At 73.5% G+C, this 20,687-nt stretch carries 23 protein-coding genes; 5 read left to right on the plus strand and 18 right to left on the minus strand.

Annotation, left to right across the window (positions count from 1 at the left end; genetic code table 11):
- Window positions 1–305: thiolase family protein (locus IEZ31_RS50580; protein WP_505661143.1), on the minus strand; the 305-nt coding region annotated here is incomplete at its 3' end.
- Window positions 295–1,263, minus strand: a complete 969-nt coding sequence (locus tag IEZ31_RS50585) for an NADP-dependent oxidoreductase (protein WP_190257321.1) — start codon at window positions 1,261–1,263, stop codon at window positions 295–297. The genes IEZ31_RS50580 and IEZ31_RS50585, both read right to left, overlap by 11 nt.
- A 49-nt stretch (window positions 1,264–1,312) precedes the next feature.
- On the opposite strand from IEZ31_RS50585, the gene IEZ31_RS50590 reads away from it, so the two are divergent.
- Both IEZ31_RS50590 and IEZ31_RS50595 read left to right on the plus strand, forming a co-directional pair.
- Window positions 1,313–1,834 carry a TetR/AcrR family transcriptional regulator gene (locus IEZ31_RS50590; protein WP_229837102.1) on the plus strand — a complete coding sequence of 174 codons (522 nt, stop codon included), beginning with the start codon at window positions 1,313–1,315 and terminating at the stop codon, window positions 1,832–1,834.
- Window positions 1,835–1,961: 127 nt separating this feature from the next.
- Window positions 1,962–2,753: an ArsR/SmtB family transcription factor gene (locus tag IEZ31_RS50595; protein ID WP_190257323.1), complete on the plus strand. Its 792-nt coding sequence runs from the start codon at window positions 1,962–1,964 to the stop codon at window positions 2,751–2,753.
- Here IEZ31_RS50595 and IEZ31_RS50600 read toward each other — a convergent pair.
- The 3 genes from IEZ31_RS50600 to IEZ31_RS50610 all read right to left on the minus strand — a co-directional run bounded on the left by IEZ31_RS50600 (window position 2,731) and on the right by IEZ31_RS50610 (window position 5,460).
- Window positions 2,731–3,483, minus strand: a complete 753-nt coding sequence (locus IEZ31_RS50600) for an SAM-dependent methyltransferase (protein WP_190257324.1) — start codon at window positions 3,481–3,483, stop codon at window positions 2,731–2,733. The genes IEZ31_RS50595 and IEZ31_RS50600 overlap by 23 nt on opposite strands.
- 115 nt (window positions 3,484–3,598) lie before the next feature.
- Window positions 3,599–4,909, minus strand: coding sequence for an MFS transporter (locus IEZ31_RS50605; RefSeq protein WP_190257325.1), 1,311 nt, complete (start codon window positions 4,907–4,909; stop codon window positions 3,599–3,601).
- Window positions 4,906–5,460 (minus strand): TetR/AcrR family transcriptional regulator, encoded by a 555-nt coding sequence (locus IEZ31_RS50610; protein ID WP_229837104.1) that lies wholly within the window; start codon window positions 5,458–5,460, stop codon window positions 4,906–4,908. The genes IEZ31_RS50605 and IEZ31_RS50610 overlap by 4 nt, the downstream gene beginning before the upstream one ends.
- 84 nt (window positions 5,461–5,544) lie before the next feature.
- Between IEZ31_RS50610 and IEZ31_RS50615 the strand changes: the two genes are divergently transcribed.
- Entirely contained in the window at window positions 5,545–7,107 is a 1,563-nt protein-coding gene (locus IEZ31_RS50615) for a cation:proton antiporter (protein ID WP_190257326.1), read from the plus strand.
- 137 nt (window positions 7,108–7,244) lie between these two features.
- Here IEZ31_RS50615 and IEZ31_RS50620 read toward each other — a convergent pair whose 3' ends face one another.
- The gene (locus IEZ31_RS50620) at window positions 7,245–8,480 is read right to left on the minus strand and encodes an MFS transporter (protein WP_190257327.1); all 1,236 of its coding nucleotides are present in this window, start codon (window positions 8,478–8,480) and stop codon (window positions 7,245–7,247) included.
- 204 nt (window positions 8,481–8,684) lie between these two features.
- Between IEZ31_RS50620 and IEZ31_RS50625 the strand changes: the two genes are divergently transcribed.
- Window positions 8,685–9,167 (plus strand): helix-turn-helix domain-containing protein, encoded by a 483-nt coding sequence (locus IEZ31_RS50625; RefSeq protein ID WP_190257328.1) that lies wholly within the window; start codon window positions 8,685–8,687, stop codon window positions 9,165–9,167.
- Here IEZ31_RS50625 and IEZ31_RS50630 read toward each other — a convergent pair.
- From IEZ31_RS50630 to IEZ31_RS50645, 4 genes are all read right to left on the minus strand, one after another.
- Window positions 9,141–10,130 (minus strand): NAD(P)-dependent alcohol dehydrogenase, encoded by a 990-nt coding sequence (locus IEZ31_RS50630; RefSeq protein ID WP_190257329.1) that lies wholly within the window; start codon window positions 10,128–10,130, stop codon window positions 9,141–9,143. The two genes, IEZ31_RS50625 and IEZ31_RS50630, sit on opposite strands and share 27 nt — an antisense overlap.
- A gap of 444 nt (window positions 10,131–10,574) precedes the next feature.
- Window positions 10,575–11,255, minus strand: a complete 681-nt coding sequence (locus IEZ31_RS50635) for a TetR/AcrR family transcriptional regulator C-terminal domain-containing protein (RefSeq protein ID WP_229837105.1) — start codon at window positions 11,253–11,255, stop codon at window positions 10,575–10,577.
- Window positions 11,252–11,881: a flavin reductase family protein gene (locus tag IEZ31_RS50640; RefSeq protein WP_190257331.1), complete on the minus strand. Its 630-nt coding sequence runs from the start codon at window positions 11,879–11,881 to the stop codon at window positions 11,252–11,254. Before IEZ31_RS50640 ends, IEZ31_RS50635 begins: the two co-directional genes overlap by 4 nt.
- A 10-nt stretch (window positions 11,882–11,891) precedes the next feature.
- Window positions 11,892–12,752: an EamA family transporter gene (locus tag IEZ31_RS50645; protein WP_190257332.1), complete on the minus strand. Its 861-nt coding sequence runs from the start codon at window positions 12,750–12,752 to the stop codon at window positions 11,892–11,894.
- Between the two features lie 84 nt (window positions 12,753–12,836).
- On the opposite strand from IEZ31_RS50645, the gene IEZ31_RS50650 reads away from it, so the two are divergent.
- Window positions 12,837–13,682: a LysR family transcriptional regulator gene (locus IEZ31_RS50650; RefSeq protein WP_190257333.1), complete on the plus strand. Its 846-nt coding sequence runs from the start codon at window positions 12,837–12,839 to the stop codon at window positions 13,680–13,682.
- Here IEZ31_RS50650 and IEZ31_RS50655 read toward each other — a convergent pair.
- Genes IEZ31_RS50655 through IEZ31_RS50690 form a run of 8 tightly spaced genes read right to left on the minus strand, consistent with a single transcriptional unit; the run spans window position 13,663 to window position 20,627 of the window.
- A complete protein-coding gene (locus tag IEZ31_RS50655; protein ID WP_190257334.1) occupies window positions 13,663–14,460 on the minus strand; it encodes an SDR family oxidoreductase in 798 nt (265 codons plus the stop codon). The two genes, IEZ31_RS50650 and IEZ31_RS50655, sit on opposite strands and share 20 nt — an antisense overlap.
- A 24-nt stretch (window positions 14,461–14,484) precedes the next feature.
- Window positions 14,485–15,660: an ABC transporter permease gene (locus tag IEZ31_RS50660; RefSeq protein WP_190257356.1), complete on the minus strand. Its 1,176-nt coding sequence runs from the start codon at window positions 15,658–15,660 to the stop codon at window positions 14,485–14,487.
- 23 nt (window positions 15,661–15,683) lie between these two features.
- Entirely contained in the window at window positions 15,684–16,340 is a 657-nt protein-coding gene (locus IEZ31_RS50665; protein ID WP_190257355.1) for an ABC transporter ATP-binding protein, read from the minus strand.
- Between the two features lie 2 nt (window positions 16,341–16,342).
- A complete protein-coding gene (locus IEZ31_RS50670) occupies window positions 16,343–17,356 on the minus strand; it encodes a peptidoglycan-binding protein (protein WP_190257335.1) in 1,014 nt (337 codons plus the stop codon).
- Window positions 17,353–17,772, minus strand: a complete 420-nt coding sequence (locus IEZ31_RS50675; RefSeq protein WP_229837106.1) for a S26 family signal peptidase — start codon at window positions 17,770–17,772, stop codon at window positions 17,353–17,355. Before IEZ31_RS50675 ends, IEZ31_RS50670 begins: the two co-directional genes overlap by 4 nt.
- Before the next feature lie 8 nt (window positions 17,773–17,780).
- On the minus strand, window positions 17,781–18,245 hold the full coding sequence (locus tag IEZ31_RS50680; RefSeq protein ID WP_190257336.1) for a hypothetical protein: 465 nt from the start codon (window positions 18,243–18,245) through the stop codon (window positions 17,781–17,783).
- Window positions 18,184–20,109: an ABC transporter ATP-binding protein gene (locus IEZ31_RS50685; protein WP_190257337.1), complete on the minus strand. Its 1,926-nt coding sequence runs from the start codon at window positions 20,107–20,109 to the stop codon at window positions 18,184–18,186. Before IEZ31_RS50685 ends, IEZ31_RS50680 begins: the two co-directional genes overlap by 62 nt.
- Complete coding sequence (locus IEZ31_RS50690; RefSeq protein ID WP_190257338.1) at window positions 20,106–20,627, minus strand: hypothetical protein; 522 nt, start codon at window positions 20,625–20,627, stop codon at window positions 20,106–20,108. Before IEZ31_RS50690 ends, IEZ31_RS50685 begins: the two co-directional genes overlap by 4 nt.
- Window positions 20,628–20,687: the final 60 nt, after the last annotated feature.

The following is a 20,687-nucleotide window of genomic DNA, read 5'->3' on the forward strand; positions in this document are numbered from 1 at the left end:
ATATTCACCGCCTCCAGGCCCGACGCGCAGAAACGGTTCAACTGCACCCCGGCGACGGTGTCCGGCAGCCCGGCCGCAACGGCAGCGATCTTGGCGATGTCGCTGCCCTGGTCACCCAGCGGCGACACCACGCCGAGCACGACGTCGTCGATCGCGGCGGGGTCGAGGCCGGGGTGGCGGGTGCGCAGCTCGTCGATCAGCCCGACGACGAGGGACACGGGTTTCACCCCGTGGAGGGAGCCGTTCTGCTTGCCCCGCCCGCGGGGTGTGCGGATGGCGTCGAATACGAAGGCCTCAGTGCTCACCTACCGAAGAGTAACCATTCGGACGCTGGTTTGGTAGCCGTCGTTGGCGGTCTGCCAATAGCGTGACGAGCTTTCCCCGGCGGGGCCCGCGCTCGGCCGCCGCATGCGCTTCTGCGCCGCGTTCCAGCAGGTACTGACCCTGAATCGGGACCCGAAACCGCCCCCGCCGGGCGAGGTCGGCGGCTGCCGCGAGGCCGTGGCGGCCGTCCGGTTGCCCACCGAGCTCTCCGGTGGAAATCGTCACACCGAGCGCGGGCGCGGCGAAGTCGGCGAGGGTGAGCACGCGCTCGGCCCGCCCGGTGAGCGCGATCAGCTCGGCCAGCGACCCCTTCCCGGCGACGTCGAGCGCGAGGTCGGCGCGCCGGACGCGTTCGGGCAACCCCGGCCCGTACGCCACAGGTGTCGCCCCCAGCCCCGCGACGAACTCGTGACTGTCCGGCCGGGCCGTACCGATGACCTCCGCGCCGCGCGCCTTGGCGAGCTGCACCGCGACACTCCCGACGCCGCCCGCGGCGCCGTCGACGACGAGTACCGTCCCGGGTCCGACCCCGAGCCGGTCGAGCGCCCGGGTCGCGGTCTCCACGCTGGTACCGGCGGCGCCGGCCTCGGCCCACGACAGCGCCCCGGGCCGGTGCGCCCAGAACCGCAGCACGGCGTGCTCGGCGGTCGCCCCGCCGAGCCGCTTGACGTCCACGGCGCCGAACACCTCGTCGCCGACGGCGACCCCGCCGACTCCCGCGCCGACCTCGTCGACGATCCCGGCGGCGTCGACGCCGGGGATGTGCGGCAGATCGATGCCGGACCGCGACCGCCCGGCCCGGATCGCCAGGTCGACGGGCGCGATCCCGGCGGCCATGACCCTGATGCGGATCTCCCCGGCCCCGGCGTGCGGCGCGGGCAGTTCCCCGACCCGCAGGACGTCCGGCGGGCCGAACCGCTCGAAGAACAGCGCGAACATGCGGGCTACGGTATTTCCACGGTCGGCTGGGACACCGGGAGTGAGAGTCTTGCGCACGGAATCAACTCGAAAGGCCGCCAACCGCCGCCACATCGTCTCGGCGGCGGGCGCGGTGTTCGCTCATGCCGGCCTGGACGTGCCGACCCGGGTGGTCGCCGCCCGGGCCGGCCTGGGCGTGGCCACGGTGTATCGCCACTTTCCCTCCCGCTCCGACCTGGTTGGCGCCGTGGTGGCCGAGCTCGTGCGGGGCTGCGCGACGGACCTGCGGGCGGCGCTGGCGGATCCGGACCCGTGGTCGGCGCTGTCCGGCACGGTCCGCCGGTTCGCCGCCCGCCAGGTGGCCGACCAACGCCTGAACGAGGCTCTGGTGGGGTTCGAGTCGGAACGCCGCGCGCACGCCGCGGCGCTGGACGTGCTGGTGTCCCGGGCCCGGACGGCTCAGGTTGTCCGCGCCGATGTGTCGGCGAGCGATGTGCGGGCGGCGTTGATGGCGATCGCGGCGGTGCGTGCCCGCGGGCCGGCGACGGTCACCCGCGTGACCGACCTTCTGCTGGCCGGCATGGCCGCCTGACCGACCGCCCGTTCCGCCTCCGAACTCCCTTTCATCTGGTTTTTTGGCCTCTTCCGGGCGCGTGATCGCCGTCTGTGGCGGGCGGTCGCGTTGACATGCAGCCACGCGGCTGCATATCTTGGCTGCGGTGGACGACGTGTTCAGGGCGCTTTCCGATCCCAGTCGGCGGGAGCTGCTCGACCGGTTGAATGCCCGCGGTGGGCAGACGCTGCGGGAGCTCTGTGCCGGGCTCGGCATGGCGCGGCAGTCGGTCTCCAAGCACCTCGCCGTGCTGGAGGCCGCCGAGCTCGTCACCACCGCCTGGCGCGGCCGGGAGAAGCTGCACTATCTCAACGCCGCGCCGATCTGGGCGATCACCGAGCGCTGGATCGACCGATATCACCGCGGGCGGGCGGGCGCGCTCGCCGACCTCAAGCGCGCACTGGAGGAACCGATGGACGGACCGGTCTTCACCTACACGACCTACATCGCGACCAACGCCGAGCGGCTGTGGGCGGCGCTCACGCAGCCCGAGTTCACCCGGCAATACTGGGGCGGCGCGTCGCTGCACTCCGACTGGCAGGCCGGGTCGCCGATCCGGTGGCAGGACTCCCCCGACGGGCCGCTCCACGACCGGGGCGACCGGGTGCTGCGGGCCGAGCCGCCGCGGCTGCTGCAATACACCTGGCATCAGTTCCAGCCCGAGCACGCCGAGGTCTTCGGGTGGTCCCCCGAGGAGCTGGCCCGGCACGCGGCGGAGCCCCGGTCGAAGGTGACCTTCACGATCGAGGACGCGGGGCCGGGGCGGGTCCGCCTGACGCTCGTGCACGACGACTTCGTGCCGGGCAGCGTCATGCACGAGGCGATCAGCGGGCGGCTCGGCGGCAGCGGCGGATGGCCGGAGCTGCTGTCCGACCTCAAGACGTTACTGGAGCGCTGACCTTCAGGACGAAGACGCCCCAGCCGAGATAGCGGCGTTGGTATTGCACATGCGTGTGCCGGGCGACGCGGAGGTATTCGCGCATCGCGGGTGCGTCGGGTGAGTCCGGGTTGGCGCGCAGCCATTCGTCGACGGTCCACCACTGCTCGGCCACGTATCGGTCCCAGCTGTCACCGTCGGCGAGCACCATCTCGACGAGGTCCATGCCGGCCGCCTCGAACCGTTCCAGGGTGCCGTGCAGGGAGGTGAAGAGGTCCTCGGTGACGCCGAGCGCGGCGTAGGCCTCGGCGGGCGGCGGCTCGGTCCAGTAGGGCTCGCCGACCAGCAACAGCCCGCCGTCGCGCAGCGCCGGGCGCATGAGCTCGAGCGTGCCGGCCAGGCCGTCGCCGATCCAGGTCGCGCCGATGCACGAGACGACGTCATAGCCGGTGGCTTCGACCTTGGCGGCGTCGCCGTGCTCGAACGTGACGCGGTCGGCGACGCCCAGCTCGGCGGCGCGCTCGCGGGCGGCGGCCAGGAACACGTCGCTGATGTCGACGCCGAGGCCTTCGGTGCCGAAGGCGTCCGACCAGCGGCACAGCATCTCGCCCTTGCCGCAGGCCAGGTCGAGCTGCCGCTGGCCGGGGCGCAGCCGGCAGAGCGAGCCGAGCAGCATCAGCTTCTCGTCGGTGAAGGGGTTGAGAATCCGGTGCCCGGCCTCGGCGATCTCGTGCTGGCGCAGGAAGTCCATGCCGCCGACCGTTGCAGCGCACGGCGGCGCTGTCCACCGATTTCGACGGTTGCGTGGGTTTCGACGGTTGTGCGCCGTCTCGCCGCGGCGCGCTGGTCTGCGGCGTCGGCCGGCGTCAGCGGGTGGCCGCCGGGTCGGCCGCCCTGAGCGGCTGGGCCGCCTCGCGGAAGCCGGCGATGGACAGCCAGGCGAGCGTGCCGGCGGCCAGGCCGGCCCAGCCGGCGATCCGCAGCGCGGGCAGGGCGACCAGTTGGGCGGCGGCGAGGCCGACCGAGCCGCCGAGCTGTTTGGTGAGGATGGAGGCGGCGCTGGCCAGGCCGGTGTCGGCGCGCGGCACCGCCTGGAGGGTGGCGATGGTGAGGCCGCCCATCGCCGGGCCCAGGCCGAATCCGACCGCGGCGGCGGCGATGCCGAGCAGCACGGGGGCGCTGTCCGTCGGGAGCGCGGCGAACGCGGCGGAGCCGGCGGTGATGAGCGCGGCTCCGGCGAGGAGGGCGGGTTTGGTGCGGCCGAGGGCGGTCACGGCGGCGGCGGTGACCCGGTTGGCGACGGCCATCCCGCCGAGCATGGGCAGCAGGACGAGCGCGGCGGTGGCGGCCGGGAAGTGCCGCGTGTTCTGCAGGTACAGCGGCAGGAACACGCCGACCGGCAGGGCCGCCGCCTGGAACCAGAAGCCGGCCGAGAGCAGCGCCGCGGTGTCGCGGCGGCCGAGCAGGCCGGGCGGCAGGATCGGCAGCTCGGCGCGCCGCTCCACAGGGACCAGGGCGAGCAGGAGGAGGGCCGCGGGGGCCAGCAGCAGCCAGTACCGTTGCAGGCTCAAGACCAGCAGGACGAGCGTGAGCCCGCCGGTGAGCAGGGCGATGCCGGCCAGGTCGAGCCGCCTGCCGGCGCGGCGGACGTGGTCGGCCGGGAGCCGGGCCGCGATCACCGTGCCGGCGGCGAGGCCGATCGGGAGGTTCAGCCAGAAGGCCCAGCGCCAGCCGAGGTGGTCGGTGATGAGCCCGCCCGCGATCGGGCCGCCGACGAGGCCGCCGATGAGCATGACGCCCATCGCGGTCTGGATGCTGCCGAGGTCGGTCCGGTCGCGCAGCACGGCCATGGCCAGGGCGAGGAGGGCGCCGGCGCCGAGGCCCTGCACGGTGCGGGCGGCGATGAGCGTGGCCAGGTCGCCGGCCGCGCCGCAGGCCACGGAGCCGGCGAGGAACAGGCCGAGGCCGCTGAGCAGCAGTCGTTTGCGGCCGAACAGGTCGGCGCAGCGGCCGTACACGGGGACGCTGACCGTGCTGGTGATGAGGTAGGCGGTGACGAGCCAGAGGTACCAGGTGTCGTCACCGCCCACCTCGCGCACGATCGACGGCAGGGCGGTGCCGATGATCGAGCCGTCGAGGACGCCGAGGAACGCGCAGGTCAGCAGCGCCACCCTCACTGCTGCACCGCCCCGTTGAGGAACAGGTCGACCAGTTCCTCGGGCGGGATGCTGCGCGTCGCGGCGACCAGGTGCTGGAAGGCGTGGGCGAGCTGCTCGGGGCTCTTGCGGAGGCGGTCCCGGTCGGGTTCGAACAGTCTCTGCAGCGCCTCGGCGGTCTTCTCCATGGCTTCCTGCCGGCCGCCGGGACGGGGCTCGCCGCGGCTCACGCGCGTGGTCTGCATGAGCGCGCCGGCGACGGCGCCCATGCGTGCGAGGTACCCCTGGAGGATCCCGATCGCCTCGAGCAGGCGGGCGTCGAGCGGTTCGTCGCGTGGAATCGCCTCGATGTGGGCGAGCGTGTCGTCGAGCCGCAGCGCCTCCGCCATGCAGGCGGCGAGCAGGGCGTCCTTGTCCTCGAAGGCGCGGAAGACGGTGCCCTCGCCGATGCCGGCGGCGCGGGCGATCTGGGCGGTCGTGACGGCGGCGCCGTGCTCGACCACGAGCGGGAGCGCGGCGGCGACGATCATCGCGCGGCGCTGTTCCGGACTCATCGCGGGTGCTCTAGCCATGCCCTCGACATTACGGAGTGAGTACTCACTCCGTCAAGCGGGGCTTCTCCGGTTTTGTCAGTGGGGTTGTTTAGGGTGATCGTCGTGAACGGGGTTCAGCTGTTGCTCATCGTCGTCGGCGGGATCGCCGTCACGGCCGTCGTGCACCGTCGCGGCGGGCAGCCCGGGCTCGTCGTCGTGGTGCTGGCCGCGGTGGCGTCGTTCATCCCGGGCATGCCGCGGCTGGAGCTCGACAGCGAGCTGATCCTGGCGGTGGTGATCCCCCCGTTGCTCTATTCGGCGACGCGTGGCGCCTCGGCGTCGGGCTTCTCGGCCAACCTGCGGCCGATCCTGACCCTGGGCGTGACGCTCGTGGTGCTGACCACCGGCGTCGCCGGGCTGGTGTCGTCGTGGCTGCTGCCGGCCATCGGGCTGCCCGCCGCGTTCCTGCTCGGGGCGGTCCTCGCCCCGCCCGACACGATCACCACGGTGTCGCACGGCGACGAGCTGGGCCTGCCGCGCCGGGTCACCGCGATCCTCACCGGGGAGAGCCTGGTCAACGACGCGACCGCGCTGACCCTGTTCGCCCTGGCGGCGGCCGCGGCCGGCGCCGGCCACACCATGTTCGAGAACGCGTTCGTCCTGTTCGGCTACAACGCCCTGGTCGGCATCCTGATCGGCGGCGTGTTCGCGGCGGTGGCGCTGCTGCTGCGCCCGCGCCTGCACAACCCGGTGCTGGAGACGGCACTGTCGCTGCTGCTGCCGTTCACCGCGTTCCTGACCGCCGAGCAGGTCCACGCGTCGGGGATCCTCGCGGTCGTCGTGGCGGCGTTCTTCCTGACCATCAACGTGGCCCTGGATCCCAACCATCAATATCCCGGCGCATACCGCACCCGGCTCCAGGAGGACGCCGTGTGGCCGGTCATGGACTTCCTGCTGGAGACGTTCGTCTTCGCGTATATCGGCCTGCAGCTGCGGTTCGTCGTGGAGAACCTGGCCGACGCGCACGACCCGGGCCTGGCCATCACGCTCATCAGCGCCGGCGTCCTGCTGGCCACGGTGATCGTCGTGCGGCTGGCCTGGGTCTGCGGGATCTTCGGCTGGTGGGGCCTGAAGCGGCGCCGCGTGGAGCACCTCGTCGAGACCAATCCGGTCGTCCGCGAGCGGGCCGAGCGACGCCGCCGCTGGCACCTGCGCCGCAGCGGCGGCCGCCCGCAGCGCATGCCGCTGGGCGAGCCGACGGCCCGCGAGGGGCTGATCGTCGGCTGGACCGGCATGCGCGGCATCCTGACCCTGGCCGCCGCCGCGGCGGTGCCCGAGCACCTGCACAACGGCGCACCGTTCCCGGGCCGCGACGCGATCCAGGCGATCGCGCTGTTCGTCACCCTGGGCACGCTGCTGCTGCAGGGCTTGACGATCCCGTTGCTGGTCCGCCGCCTGGACTTCGACGTGACCGCCGAGCGGGCCGAGTCGGCCGCGCTGCTGTCCAAGGGCGCCGCGATAGCGAGGTCCGCGGTCACCCACACCGGCCCGCTGACCGACGCCGACTTCGACGTCCAGCGGGACGCCCTGCACCAGGCCGTCCGGAACCGTGACCTGGACGACGACACGGCCCGGACCTTGATCCACGAGCTCGACTTACGCCAGGCCGCCAGCCACACCCACTGACCCCTCCCGGGTGTCCTTCCGTGCCCCGGACGGGATCGGCCGCGCACCCACGACCGCGCTTCGGTCGCCTGCTGCGGGCGGCGGCCCTCGGGGTGACCCTTCAGGCCGGGCGCGGCGGCCGGCAGGTTGACGGGCCGTCAGCTGGCGCCGGACGGCCGGGCGATCGGTGCGGTTCTCGGAAGCCGGAGTGCGGCGGCCAACGCCGTCAGCGCGGTGGTTGCGGCGGCCAGGACCGCGGCCCACGTCGGGGACAGGGCCTGGGCCGCTGCCGGGCCGGCGAGGGCGCCGAGCAGGGTGGCGGCGGCCTCGCCGGTGAGCAGGAGGGCGGTGGTGCGGCCGAGGACGGCGTTCGGGGTCGCGCGTTGCAGGGTGGTCTGGGTGGCGCTCAGGAACGTCGAGCCGGCGGCGCCGATGACGACCGCGGCGGGCAGCGCGACGGTCAGGGTGGCGGCGGAGAACAGGAGGACGTAGCCGGCGGCGGTGACGGTGAGGGCGCCGGCGAGGAGATGCGCGGGCGGTGCGCGGTCGACGAGGGCTCTCGTCAGGGGCGCGCCGAGCAGGAAGCCGATGCCGAGGGCGGACATCACGACGCCGACCTGGGCGGGGCCGCCGAGGACGGTGATGCCGTAGGGGACGAGGAGCGCGCTCAGGCTGGCGTTCGCGCCGAGGAAGGCCGTGTTGACGAGCAGGAGGGTGCGGACGGCCGGCGCCTGCCGCAGTGCCGCGCGCAGGTGGCGTACTCCCCCGGCCGCCGCGGCGCTGCCGGGCGGACTCGGCTCGGCCTTGGCGTGTGTCGTTGGCCTTGGGAGTCGCGTCGTCAGGAGGAGGGCGGCGGCGGAGACCGCGTAGGTGGTGGCGTTCACGGCGACGAGTGGGGGGAAGCCGAGCCAGGCGTACAGGGCGCCGCCCAGCGGCGCGGCCAGCAGGCGGACCGTGCCGTCCGTTGTCGCGTTCAGGGCGTTGGCGCTGCTCAGGGCCGTGCCGGCGCCGACTACCGCCGGCGTGTGCGACTGGGCTGCCGGGCGGAACACCGTGGTGGCCGATGCCTCGATGGTCAGGACCGCGTAGATCAGCCATACGTCGGCCGGGTCGCGGACCAGGAGGAGCAGGAGCACCGTGGCCGCGCGGGCCGCGTCGGCCGTGATCATCAGGTGGCGGCGGTCCACCCGGTCGGCCCGTGCGCCCGCCAGGGCGGCCAACACGAGTGGGGGAAGGAACTCGGCGGCCAGCGTCAGGCCCGTCGCGGTCAGGGAGCCGGTCAGGGTGAACACGTGGGCCGGGACGGCGACCACCAGCAGCCAGGTGCCGAGGAGGCTGACCGAGCGGGTGAACCACAGCAGCCGGAAGTCGAGGATCCGCAGTGCCTCGAACACCGGCCGCTCCTCCACCGCACGCCCGCACCCCAGCCGGACCGCCAGGCAACAGCGCTGCGCGGCCGCCAGCCGCTCCGAGCGCGGCTCCGTCCGCATCCTCGAAGCAGCCGGACCACGTTTCCGCGGCGGAGTCGACCGCACTGACTGTTCCTGAAAGATAGCTTCGTTCGATAGTGTTCTGTCAAGACAGAACGGGGGTGCCGGGTGGATCGCAAGCGGCTCGGGCAGCGGCTGCGGGGGTTGCGGGCGGCGCAGGGGCGGACCGTCGCGACGGTGGCGGCTTCTGCTGGGCTGTCGGTGCCGTACGTGGCGAATCTCGAGAACGGGCGCGGGAACCCGACGCTGGATGCGTTGAACCGGATCGCCGAGGCGCTCGGTACTCGCGCGACGATCCGGTTCGACACTGAAGAGGAGTCGGCTGCCGGCGACGGTGCCGGGTCGGTGGCGCTGCCGGCCGGCCTGGTGCGGCTCGGGCGGAGTGGGCGCTTCCGGCGGGATGTGCGCGCCATGGCGGTACACCTGGATGAGGATCCGGTGGCGTTGGCTGAGCGGGTGCTCGACGCGCTGGCTCGGCTTGCCCTGGTGACCGGGCGGGAGCTCGGTGAGGGCGACTGGGTGCGGCTGCTTGACGCGCTGGTGCTGGTGGCCGTGCACCCCGTCTCAGGGGATCGTGACGACGACCTTTGACGGGGCGTGGCCGGCCTCCTGGTAGGCGACCGCGGCCGGGAGGTCGTCGAAGGTGTAGCGGCGGTGGACGACGGGGCGCAGTTGGCCGGCCTCGATGTACCCGTTGAGCGCCAGGAGCACGGAGCGCTTGTCCTTGCAGTTCACGGCGTCGGCGAGGGCCGCGCGCTGGGCCGCGAAACGGGTGCGGAGCTGGGCCTTGACCACGCGGTCGGCCGGGCTCAGCCAACGGCCGGCGGGGCCGCCGACGGCGACGAAGATGCCGCCGGGGGTCATGGCTCGCAGGTGTGCGGAGACCGGGCGGGCGCCGGCGTTGTCCAGCACGACGTCGAACCGGCGGACGCGGCCCGGGTACTCGTCGCGGCGGTAGTCGATCACCTCGTCGGCGCCCAGGGACCGGATGAGGTCGACGTTGTGCGTGCCGCAGACGGCGACGACGTGGGCGCCCATCGCCTTGGCCAGCTGGACGGCGAAGGTGCCGACGCCGCCGGAGGCGCCGTTGACCAGCACCGTCTGGCCGGACTTCAGCTGGCCGGCCTCGCGCAGGCCGAGGTAGGCGGTCACGCCGGCCATCGGGATGGCGGCGGTCTCCTCGTGGGTGAGGCCGGCCGGCAGCGGGGCGAGCAGCTCGGCGGGGACGGCGACGCGTTCGCCGAAGCCGCCGCCGACCAGCAGGCCGTAGACGTTGTCGCCCGGTGCGAGGCCGGTGACGCCGGGGCCGAGCTCCTCGACCTCGCCGGCCATGTCGCAGCCGAGGATGTCGACCGACGGGCGGCGCAGGCCGAGGCCGCCGGGCATGAGCCGGGCGACGCGGGGCTCGCCGCGCATGAGGTGCCAGTCGTACGGGTTGATCGAGGTGGCGCGGACGCGGACCAGCACCTCGCCGGGGCCGGGGACCGGGTCGGCGACGTCGCGGAGTTCGAGGACGTCGGGCGGGCCGTACGAGCGCAGGACGAACGCCTTCATGGGAGCACTCCTTCTTACGACGTAAGGTTCTCTTACGTCGTAAGGTAGCCTTACGACGTAAGAGACGTCAAGGCGCTGTTTTGGCGGGCCGGTCAGGCGCTTGCGAGCGCAGGCGGGCTGGCGGGTCTCGGCGTCGCCGACCAGGCCGTCCCGCGCGCCGTGCGCGCCGTCTATGCACAGACGTTGGTCGATCTACCCTCGTTTGGATCTCGGCGAGTGAGGGTAGATCGACCAACGTCTGTGCGGCAGGCGCGGACAACGCAACGCGCGGGAACGGCGGGGCGGGACAATGCCATGCGGCGGACCGAAGCAGACGGGCAGGCGCAGCGCAGGGCCGGAGCAGGCGAGCAGAGGCCGCGGGCGCCGCGCAGACGGCGCCGACGGCTGGAGCAGGCGCCGCAGGTGGGCGCGAGCGGGCGCCGCGGGCGCGACGGCGGCGGGCCGTCAGGGGCGCAGGCGGTCCAGGCCGTCCAGCAGAATGTCCAGGCCGAACTCGAACTCGGCCTGATCGTCGCACCAGCCCACCGTCGCGTCGGGCTCGTCGTGGGCCACCTCCAGCAGCATGCCGGCCAGGTGGGGCAGCGTGTCGGACATGGCCCGGATGCCGTCCAGCGCCTCCGGGGTCACCGGTCCCGGACCCGGCGTGAACAGCTCCTGCACGAAGCCCATCGCCCGGCTGCCGAGGGCGTGCATCGCGTGGTGGCACTGGTCGTTCGTGAAGCCGCCGGCGCGCAGGATGCGGATCACGCCGTCGTTGTAGCGCAGCACCGCGAAGTTCGCCCCCGTGCGGGACTCGAAGACCTTTGGCAGCCACGGGTGGCGGAGGAAGACCTCGCGCGCCGTCAGGATGCGCTGGCGCATCGCCGCCTTCCAGGCCGGTCCCTCGGCCGGCAGGTCGATCTTGTCCACCAGGTCGTTGATCTCGGTGGCGATGACCTCCACGATGCCGTCGAAGACCTCGTCCTTGTTGGCGACGTGGTAGTACAGCGACATCGCCTCGGCGCCGAGGACGTCGGCCAGGCGGCGCATGGTCAGCGCGGCCAGGCCACCCTCGTCGGCGACCTGGATCGCGGCGTGCAGCACCCGCTCGCGGGTCAGGGGCAGCCGAGGCTCGGTGGGCTTCACGCCACACATTGTTGCGCACTGAGCGCAGCATGCTCCGAGGCCGTCTCCGAACGGAAGCTGTGGCCCAGCTCCGGCCCGAGCCCGAAGTAGTGCCGGAAGTTGTACACCAGCGGCTGCCACCGAGCCGGGTCGACATGCTGCGTGCCGGGCACCACCAGCGCCGGGTCGGCGTGCACCCGCACCACGTGGGCCTCCACGATGCGAAAATCGCCCGTCACGTCCGGCAGTACCGAAACCGCCCGCGCCTCCAGCTGCAGCGGACACTCGGCGACCCGCGGCACGCCCACGACCTCCGACCGGATCGGGTGCAGCCCGGCGGCGGCGAACTTCGCCGGCTCGAACCGGAACCGGTCCGCCTTCGCCGGCGGCACCGGGTCCCGGCCGGTCAGCGGGGCGAGCCGCTCGACCGCCTCCCACAGCTCCGGCGGCGGCAGGTTGATCACCAGGTCCGGGTGCTGGGCAAGGTTGCGGGCGGTCTGCCCCTCGGCGCCGACGCCGAGCACGACGGTACGGCCGAGCGCCCACGCCGACGACATCGGCGCGAGGTTGGCGCTGCCGTCCGGGTTGCGGGTGGTGAGCAGGACGACGGGCGTGCCGAAGTACAGGATGCGGGGCTCGATCACCATGCCCGCAACGCTAGGCCGGGGACGGTTCGGGCAGCGCCGAAGCGTGCCGGGCCCCGGAGCGCTCGGCCCCGACACCGGCCGCGACCACGAACGCGACCCCGGCGATCCCGGCGACGCCGGGCGTCTGGTGCAGGAACGCCCAGCCCACGAGCAGCCCGGCGGCGGGTTCGAGGGCCATGAGCGTGCCGAACGCGGCGGTGGTGAGCCGGCGCAGGGCGAGGAACTCCAGCGTGTACGGCACCACGGGCAGCAGCACGGCCAGCAGGAACCCGACGCCGGCGATCGGCCACGTCAGGTTGCCGAAGACCGATGACGGCAGCACGACCACCGTCGACACCAGGGCCGCGACGGGCATCGACACCGCCAGGCCGCGCAGGCCGCCGACCTCGTCGCCGACGCGCTGGGTGAGCAGGATGTACCCGGCCCAGCAGGCGGCCGCGGCCAGCGCGCACCCGATCCCGACCAGGTCGGTGCCCCCGTGCCACGGCTCGGTGAGCAGCACCACCCCGAGCGCGGCGAGGACCGGCCACAGCCGGGCACGCCCGCGGGCCACGGCGACGCCGAGCGGTCCGAGGAACTCGATGGCGACGGCGGTACCGAGGGGCAGCCGCGCCACCGCGGTCATGAACGTCAGCGTCATGCCGGCCGACACCACGCCGAGCGCGACGCAGGCGAGGAAGGCGCGGCGGGTGAACGCCGACGGGCGGGGCCGCGCGGCGACGAGCAGGATGATCCCGGCCCAGGCCAGCCGCAGCCAGGCCGCGCCCGACGGGCCGAGCTCGTCGAACAGCCCGGTCGAGGCGGCCAGGCCGAGCTGGACGCAGACGATGGCGGCGAGCGCCAGGGCGGCGCCGGTACGGGTCGGGGTCATGCTGCTCAGTAGACCCAGCCGGAATCGTTCACGTCCACGTCGGATTTGTGGAGGTACCATTCGGGAATCCTGAACAATGGTGGCGTGGACACCCGCCGCCTGCGCTATCTCGTCGAGCTGTCGCACCGCGGCTCGATGCGCCTCGTCGCCGAGGCGCTGCACGTCACCACGTCGACGGTCTCCCAGCAGCTCGCCCTGCTGGCGAAGGAGGCCGGCGCCGCGCTCGTCGAGCCCGACGGGCGGCGCGTGCGGCTGACCCCGGCGGGACGGCGGCTCGCCGAGCACGCGGTCACGATCCTGGCCGCGGTCGACGCGGCCCGCCTCGACCTGGCGCCCGACGCCGAGCCGGCCGGCACGGTGCGGGTCGCCGGGTTCGCGACCGCGATCCGCCGGGCGCTGCTGCCGATGGTCGCCGAGCTGTCCCGCTCGCATCCGCGGGTGCGGCTGCTGATCAACGAGCACGAGCCGGCCGAGTCGTATGCGCTGCTCGCCGCCGACGACGTCGACCTGGCCCTTACCTACGCCTACAACCTGGCGCCCGTCACGTTCGACGCGTCGGTCGACGTGGTGCCGCTGTGGACGACGTCGTGGGGCCTGGGCGTCCCCGACGACTTCGCCGGGCCGGCCGCGCACGACTGGATCGTCAACTCCCGCAACACCGCCGACGAGACCGTGGTGCGGGCGCTCGGCGCGCTGGACGGGTTCGAGCCGCGGATCGCGCACCGGGCCGACAGCCTCGAGCTGGTGCAGGACCTGATCGTCGCCGGGCTGGGCGTCGGGCTGTTGCCGGCGCTGCTGCCGCTGCAGCCCGGGGTACACCTGCTGCCACTGCGATCCCCGGACGTGACGATGCAGGTCTATGCGGTGACGCGCCGGGGCCGGGCCGGGTGGCCGCCGCTCGCCACGGTGCTCAGGTTGCTGCGGCCATGAACTCGTGCGCGCCGCGCAGCCTGGTGCGCAGCAGCGCCGTCGCCCGGCCGGTGGCGAGCCGCACGTCGGTCGGCCGGTGCGGCCCGGCCACCGCCGCCGGGATCGCGGACGGGTCGAGGCCGTCCCTGCGGGCGACGAGGATGCCCAGGTCGTACCGGCTGATCGCGTCCTCGCCGGCCAGGTTCAGCACGCCGGCGTAGCCGGTGCCGGCGAGCTCGACGAGGGCGTCGGCGAGGTCGTCGACGTGGACGGGCTTGCGGATCTCGTCGGTGAACAGCACGGCGCCGGCGTGGGTGAGCCGCTCGTGGCCGCCCTCGCCGTGCCCGATGATCAGCGATGTCCGCACGATCGCGGCGTCGGGAACGACGGCCCTGACCGCGGTCTCGGCGGCGGCCTTCGACGCCCCGTACCGGTTGACCGGGTCGGGCAGCGCCGCCTCGTCGTACTCGCCGGCCCGGCCGCTGAACACGGCGTCGCTGGACACGTGCACGAGGCGGCGGCCCTGTGCGGCGACGGCGATGTTGGCGGCGCCGTCGGCGTTGGCGGTCCAGTCGTCACGGTCGCGGCCGGCGGCGGTGTGGATGATGAGGTCCGGGTCGGCGTTCCTGACCAGTTCGACCGTCGCCGCCCGGTCCCGGATGTCGAGCCGCTCGGTGGCGTGCGGGCCGGGGTTGCGCAGGTAGGTGCCGACGACCCGCCAGCCCGGCTGGGCGGCGGCCCGGGCCACGACCCGCCGCCCCAGATACCCGGTCGCCCCGGTGACCAGCACTCTCGTCATGACTGCAGTAATACCCCAGCGCCCTCACGCGCCGGTGAGCGCCTCGGTCGGGCTGAGCCGGGCGGCGCGCACCGCCGGGTACATGCCCGCGCAGGCGCCGATGAGCAGCGTGACACCGAGCCCGCCGAGCACCGCCCAGCCGGGCATGACGATCGCCCAGTCCTGCGACACCGCGTAGGCCGCCGACGCCAGCCCGCCGAGGAGCACGCCGGCACCGCCCCCGAGCAGCGACAGCAGCAGCGACTCGGTCAGGAACTGCAGCCAGATCTGCGACCGGGTGGCCCCCAGCGACCGGCGCAACCCGATCTCCGGGCGCCGTTCCAGCACCGAGATGACCATCGTGTTGGCGACCCCCACCCCGCCGACGAGCAGCGCTACCGCGCCCAGCCCGACGAGCAGCCCGGTCAGCGCCTTGTCCGCCGCCGCCTTCGCCGCGAGGGCGTCGGACGGGCGGGAGACCCGGACGTCCTGCGGGCTTTTCGGGTTCGCCGTCCGGTCGAGCAGGGCGTGCACGCTGCCGATCGCGGGCTCCTGCGCCCGGACGTAGATGGTCGAGGAGAGCCGGTCGAAGGCGAACTCGGTCGCCGCCTGCTCCCAGCCGATGAACGCGACCACGTCGAGCTCCTCGGCGAGCGCGATCGGCTCCAGGATCCCGACGAGCGTGAACCATCGGCCGCCGAGCCAGATCTGCCCGCCGATGTTCGTGGCGCTCAGGCCGAGCCACCGGGCCGTCGTCGAGCCCAGCACGACCGTCCGGTACTGCGCGGTGGCCTCGGTGAGCCACGAACCGGACGCGACCCGCGCGCCGACGACGTCCGGCAGGTTCAGCCGGCTCGCCACGACGGTGATCCCGTTGGACTGGGCGGCCGGGATGCGATCGTTGCGGTACACATTGACGCCCTTGACCGCGCCGATCGCGGTCACCGACTCGACCGACTCGATCCGGCCGATCATCGTCTCCGCCTCGGCGGGCAGCGTGACGTCGGAGCCGAGGGCGCCCTTCGCCGGGGCGACGGCCAGCATGTTGGTGCCGAGCTTGTCCAGGATGGCGTTCAGGCCGGCCTTGCCGGAGCTGGTGATGCCCACGATCGACACCATCGCCGCGATGCCGATGGCGATGCCGAGCGCGGACAGCAGCACCCGCAGCGGGTGGGTCCGCAGTCCCGACCCGCCGACCCGGACGACATCGCCGAACGGCATCCGCTTCGGCGTCAGGGGTGCGCTCACGCCGCGGTCACCCGCCCGTCGTGCAGGGTGACCTGCCGAGGCAGGCCGGCCGCGATCTCCCGGTCGTGCGTGATGATCACGATGGTCGTCCCGGCCGCCCACAGCTGCCGCAGGATGTCCATGACGAGCTGCCCGGCGACGCTGTCGAGGTTGCCGGTCGGTTCGTCGGCGTAGAGGATCGTGGGCTCGCTGACGATGGCCCGGGCGATCGCGACCCGCTGCCGCTCGCCGCCGGACATCTCGTGCGGGGCGTGCTCGAGCCGGTGCCCGAGGTTGACCCGGCGCAGCGCCTCGGCCGCCCGGTCCCGCCGGACCGGCCGGCGCACGCCGCTGTAGAGCAGTCCGTCGGCGACGTTGTCGAGGGCCGACACCCGCGCCGCGAGATGGAACTGCTGGAAGACGAAGCCGATGTACTGGGCGCGCAACGCCGACAGTTGCCGGTCCGCGAGCCGGGAGACGTCGTGGCCGGCGACGCTGACCCGTCCCGACGTCGGCCGGTCCAGCAGCCCGGCGACGTGCAACAGGGTCGACTTGCCGGATCCGGACGGTCCGACGACGCCGACCAGCTCACCCGGTTCGATCGTCAGGGTGACGTCGCGCAACGCCACGACCCCGGAGTCGTAGTCCTTGCTGACGCCGGCCAACTCCACCATTGTCATGCGGCCGGCACCTTGACCAGATCTCCGGCCTCGATTCCCGCTCCGGAGATCTCCACCCGGCCCTGGGTGAACAGCCCTGTCTCGACCTTGACGACGCTGGTGTCCCGGCCGTCGACAAGCTCCACCCCGTACCCGCCGTCCGCGAGCGCCAGCAGGGCCGTGACCGGAACCGACAGGACACCGGTGCGCCGGGCGACCACGAGCTGCACCTGTACCGCGGGATCGGTCACCTTCGCCGCCGCGGCCTGCTCGGCGAGGGAGACCGTCGCGCTGAGCTGCTCCGCGACCTGCGTCACGCCGGTGACCGTCCCGGCGACCGATCCGCCGCCGTTGAACAGCACGGACACCCCGACCCCGGCCTTGACCAGCGCCTTGTCGGCCGGCTGGACGGGCACGGTGGCCATGCGGGCCGTGCCCGTGACGCCGACGACCGGCCCGGACGTGCGGGCTCCCGGCCGGACCCGGTGGTCGGCGATGCGGACCGCGGCCGGACGGAACGCGACCTGCCCCAGCGGTACCGTCCCGGTCTCCTGCAGCCCGAGCGACTTCTGCCAGCGGCGCACGGCGAGCCCCGTCGAGCGGGTGAACGACCCGTCGGCGGTCAGCTTGCCGTGCCCGAGCGCGGTCAGGTTCTCCTGCAGCTGCGTCACGTCCCGGCCGGTGATGCCGCCGTGCAGCTCGCGCCACATCGGCACCGCCCCGTAGAGGACGACCACCGGCAGGTCGTCGACCCGGAACAGCACCCCGCCCCGCTCGACCGTCGCGCCGACCGGGGTCAGCTCCGTGACGATGCCGGTCGCCTGGCACTCCAGCGGCTCCGCCGGCCCGTGGTCGAGGGTGCCGCGCAGCGTCCGCACGTCCGACAGGTCACCGCGCACGACCGGTGCCGTGGCCGGTTCGGGCGCCGGCCCGGCCTCGTCGGGCCGGCGGGCCGCGGCGACCCCGATGTACGTCGCCGGAGCCGCAACCGCCAGCCCGGCACCGAGGAGCAGCAACCGCCGCCGCTTCACGAGGCCGCCTCCTGCAGCCGCAACCGCACGACCGCCTGCACGTCCGCGGCCGGGATCAGCCCGAGCCGGCGCGAATCCACACTGTCCACATTGTCCCCACGGACGGCGACCTTCCCCGGTGGTACGACATCGCAGCCGGCCGCCGAACGGATCTCCGCCGGGACCGGGTCACCCGCGACGGCGACGAGGCGCTTGACCAGCTTCTCCAGGCCCGCGTTCGGGTGCAGCGGGTTGCGGAACACGACCACGTCACCGACGGCGAACCGCCGCCGTTGCACCGCGAGCAGCACGTCCCCGTCGCCGTAGCTGGGCGACATGCTGTCCCCGGCGACCGTGACGACCAGCAACCGGCGGCGGACCAGCGCGATGCCCGCGGCGGCGGCCGCCGCGAGCAGGAGCCAGACATAGGTGGGCACGGTACGTCCTAGGAGTTCTTTCGGGAACACATGGTCAGCGTTTCCTTCGCCTTGTCCAGGTCCACGCCGGGCGGCGGCGGGTCCCCGTCGACCATCGGGTCCGGGTCGGGCCAGTCCGGGAATCCGTTCTCCCGCATGCACTGCGCGTTCTTCCGGCGGTGTTCGAGGTTCTCGACCGCCTCCTGCGGGTTCAGGGTCTGCGCCGGCTGCAGGCTGCCGCAGGACTGGTAGGCGGCGAGGTAGGTGTCGTCGGCCCTGATCTCGCCGACCTTCTGCTGCGACGGGTCGTCGGTGAGCGGGACGCCGTGCTCACGCATGCAGGCGGCGAAGGCCCGCTCCTGCTCCTTGCGCTTGGCCTCCGCCGCCTTGCCGTCCACCACCGTCGGCGTCGCCGACGGCTCGGCGTCGCCGCTACATCCGCCGGCGAACAACGCCAGACACAGCAGGACCGAACCCCATCGCCCCGATCTCATGCGCGATCCCCTCTTGCGTTCCGTTGTGCATGGCGAGACCCGGCCCGTCGACCCGGTCGTCCTGGTAGCCGGCCGCCTGCGCGCTGAACATCCGCGCATAGACGCCGTCCGCGGTCATCAACCCGTCGTGGGTGCCCTGCTCGACGACCTCGCCCGCATCGAGCACGACGATCGTCGCGGCCGAGCGCAGCGCGGCCAGGCGGTGCGAGATGACCACCGCGGTGCGGTCCCCGCGCAACGCCTCGAGCTGCCCGCCGACCTGCTCCGCCGCCAAGGGGTCGAGCGCCGACGTCGGTTCGTCGTGGATGAACAGGTCCGCGTCCGGCCGCATGAACGACCGCGCGACCGCCACCCGCTGGGCCTGCCCGCCGGAGAGCATCACGCCGCTGTCCTGTGGCCCGTTCATCGAGAAGAGCCGCGTGAGCATGGTGTCGTACCCGTGGGGCAGCGCCTCGATCACGTCGTCGGCGCCGGCCCGGGCCGCGGCCTGACGGATCCGGTCCCGGTCCGCGATCGCCGCCACCGCCCCCACACCGATGTTCTCCGCCGCGCTCAGCTCGTACGTCACGTAGTCCTGGAACGTGACGCCCATCCGGCGGCGCAGGTCCGCCAGGCGCAGGTCGCGCAGGTCGACGCCGTCCCAGGTGATCCGGCCCCGGTCCGGGTCGTACAGCCGGCACAGCAGCTTCACGATCGTGCTCTTGCCGGCCCCGTTCGCGCCGGCGAGGCCGACCGCCACCCCGGCCGGGATCCGCAGCGACACCCCGCGCAACGCCCAGCCCGCCTGCTCGGAGTAGCGGAACCACACGTCGTGAAACTCGATGCCCTCCCGCAGCCGCCCCGGATCCCGGTCGCCGTCGACGAGGTCCGGTGGTGTGCCGGTCACGTCGAGATAATGGCCGAAGAGGTACAGCGCCTGCCCCACCGACGACAGCTGGACCACGGACCCGCCGAACGCGCCCTGGACCCCACCGACCGCCGCCACGAACAGCAGGACGTCACCGGCGGTCAGCCGGCCCGCGGCCGCCTGCAGCACGACCACGACCGCGCCGCCGACCGTGACCACGACGCTGAACAGCGTCAGCAGCGCCTGGGTCAGCGCCACCCCGCGCTCGGTGCGCAGCTCCCGGCGGCTGGTGTCGGCCAGGTGCCCGGCGATCCGGCGCTGGAACAGCCCGCCGAGGCCGAACAGGCGGATCTCCTTCACCGCCTCCAGGTCGGTCAGCAGCATCTGGTACTGCAGCCGCTGCCGGCTCTGCGACATGATCGCCTCACTGGTGCGGGCCTTGCGGCGGGCGAGGACCGACTGCATGAGGATCGCCGGGACCGCCGCCGCCAGCAGCAGGAACACCATCGGCCACCACACGGCGATCACGACACCGAGGAAGGAGCCGATGGTGACGGCGGTGCGCACCAGCGACAACGCCACGTCGCTGACCGCCCGCGGGGCGACCTGCGCGGACTGCTCGGCGAGCTGGATGCGGTCGCGGAACACCGGGTCCTCGAAGTACCGCAGGCCGGGGAAGCCGCTGATCGCCGCGTAGAGGCCGCCCTCGGCGTGGATGGTGATCGCCCGCTGCTGCGCGGCGGTCGCGACCGCTCCGAGGTGCCCCAGCAGCAGGGCCACCCCGCCGAGGCCGATGACCGCCGCCATCAGCAGCACGAGGGCCCCGTCGTCCGGTTCGCCGCGCGTGAGCCGGTCGACCAGCAGCTTGCTCGCCCACGCCGCCGCGGCCGGCAGGGCACTGGCCAGGACCGTCAACCCGGCCGACAGCAGCAGCAGGCCGGGCGACGCCCGCCAGCCCAGCCGCAGCGCGGCCAGGAGCGACCGCCCGAGCCGGCGGCGCGGCCCGTCCCCCGTCATCGGGCCGGGTGCAGCTCGGGCAGCTTGGATCCGACGTACGTCACGAACCCGTCCTGCACCTCGAGCACGGTCGGGAATCGGCCGACGTGGAACGCGGACTCGATGATGTCGACGTCCAGCGGCAGCACGACCGCCCGCGCGTCTGCCGGCAGCGCGGCGACCAGTCCGCCGACCTTCGCGTCCGCCGGATCCCCGACGATGAACGCGAACGTCGGGCGGCCGGACTCCCGCGGCAGCGCGGCGATGATCAGCTCGCACGGCCCGCAGCCCGGCATCAGGAACAGCAGCAGGGCCCGGCCGGGGCCCAGGTCGGTGTGCGAGATCCGGCCGCCGTGGGCGTCGGGAGCGGAGAACCCGCCGACCTTGTCGCCGATCTCGGGGACGCTCGCCTTCTGGTGATGCCCGGCGGTGGAGGTGCCCGCCTCCCGGACCTTCTTCGCCAATGCGAGCGTCAGGAACAGGTTTCCCGCACCGAGCACGACACCGCCGATCGCGGCGGCCGCCAGCAATGTATCCACAACCATCCCATCCGTGTGATCTGTGATCGGACCGGACCTCCCGTGACGGAGCAGCGCGCC

Origin of the sequence: Dactylosporangium sucinum, assembly GCF_014647515.1 — a bacterium.
GTDB classification, from domain to species: Bacteria; Actinomycetota; Actinomycetes; order Mycobacteriales; family Micromonosporaceae; genus Dactylosporangium; species Dactylosporangium sucinum.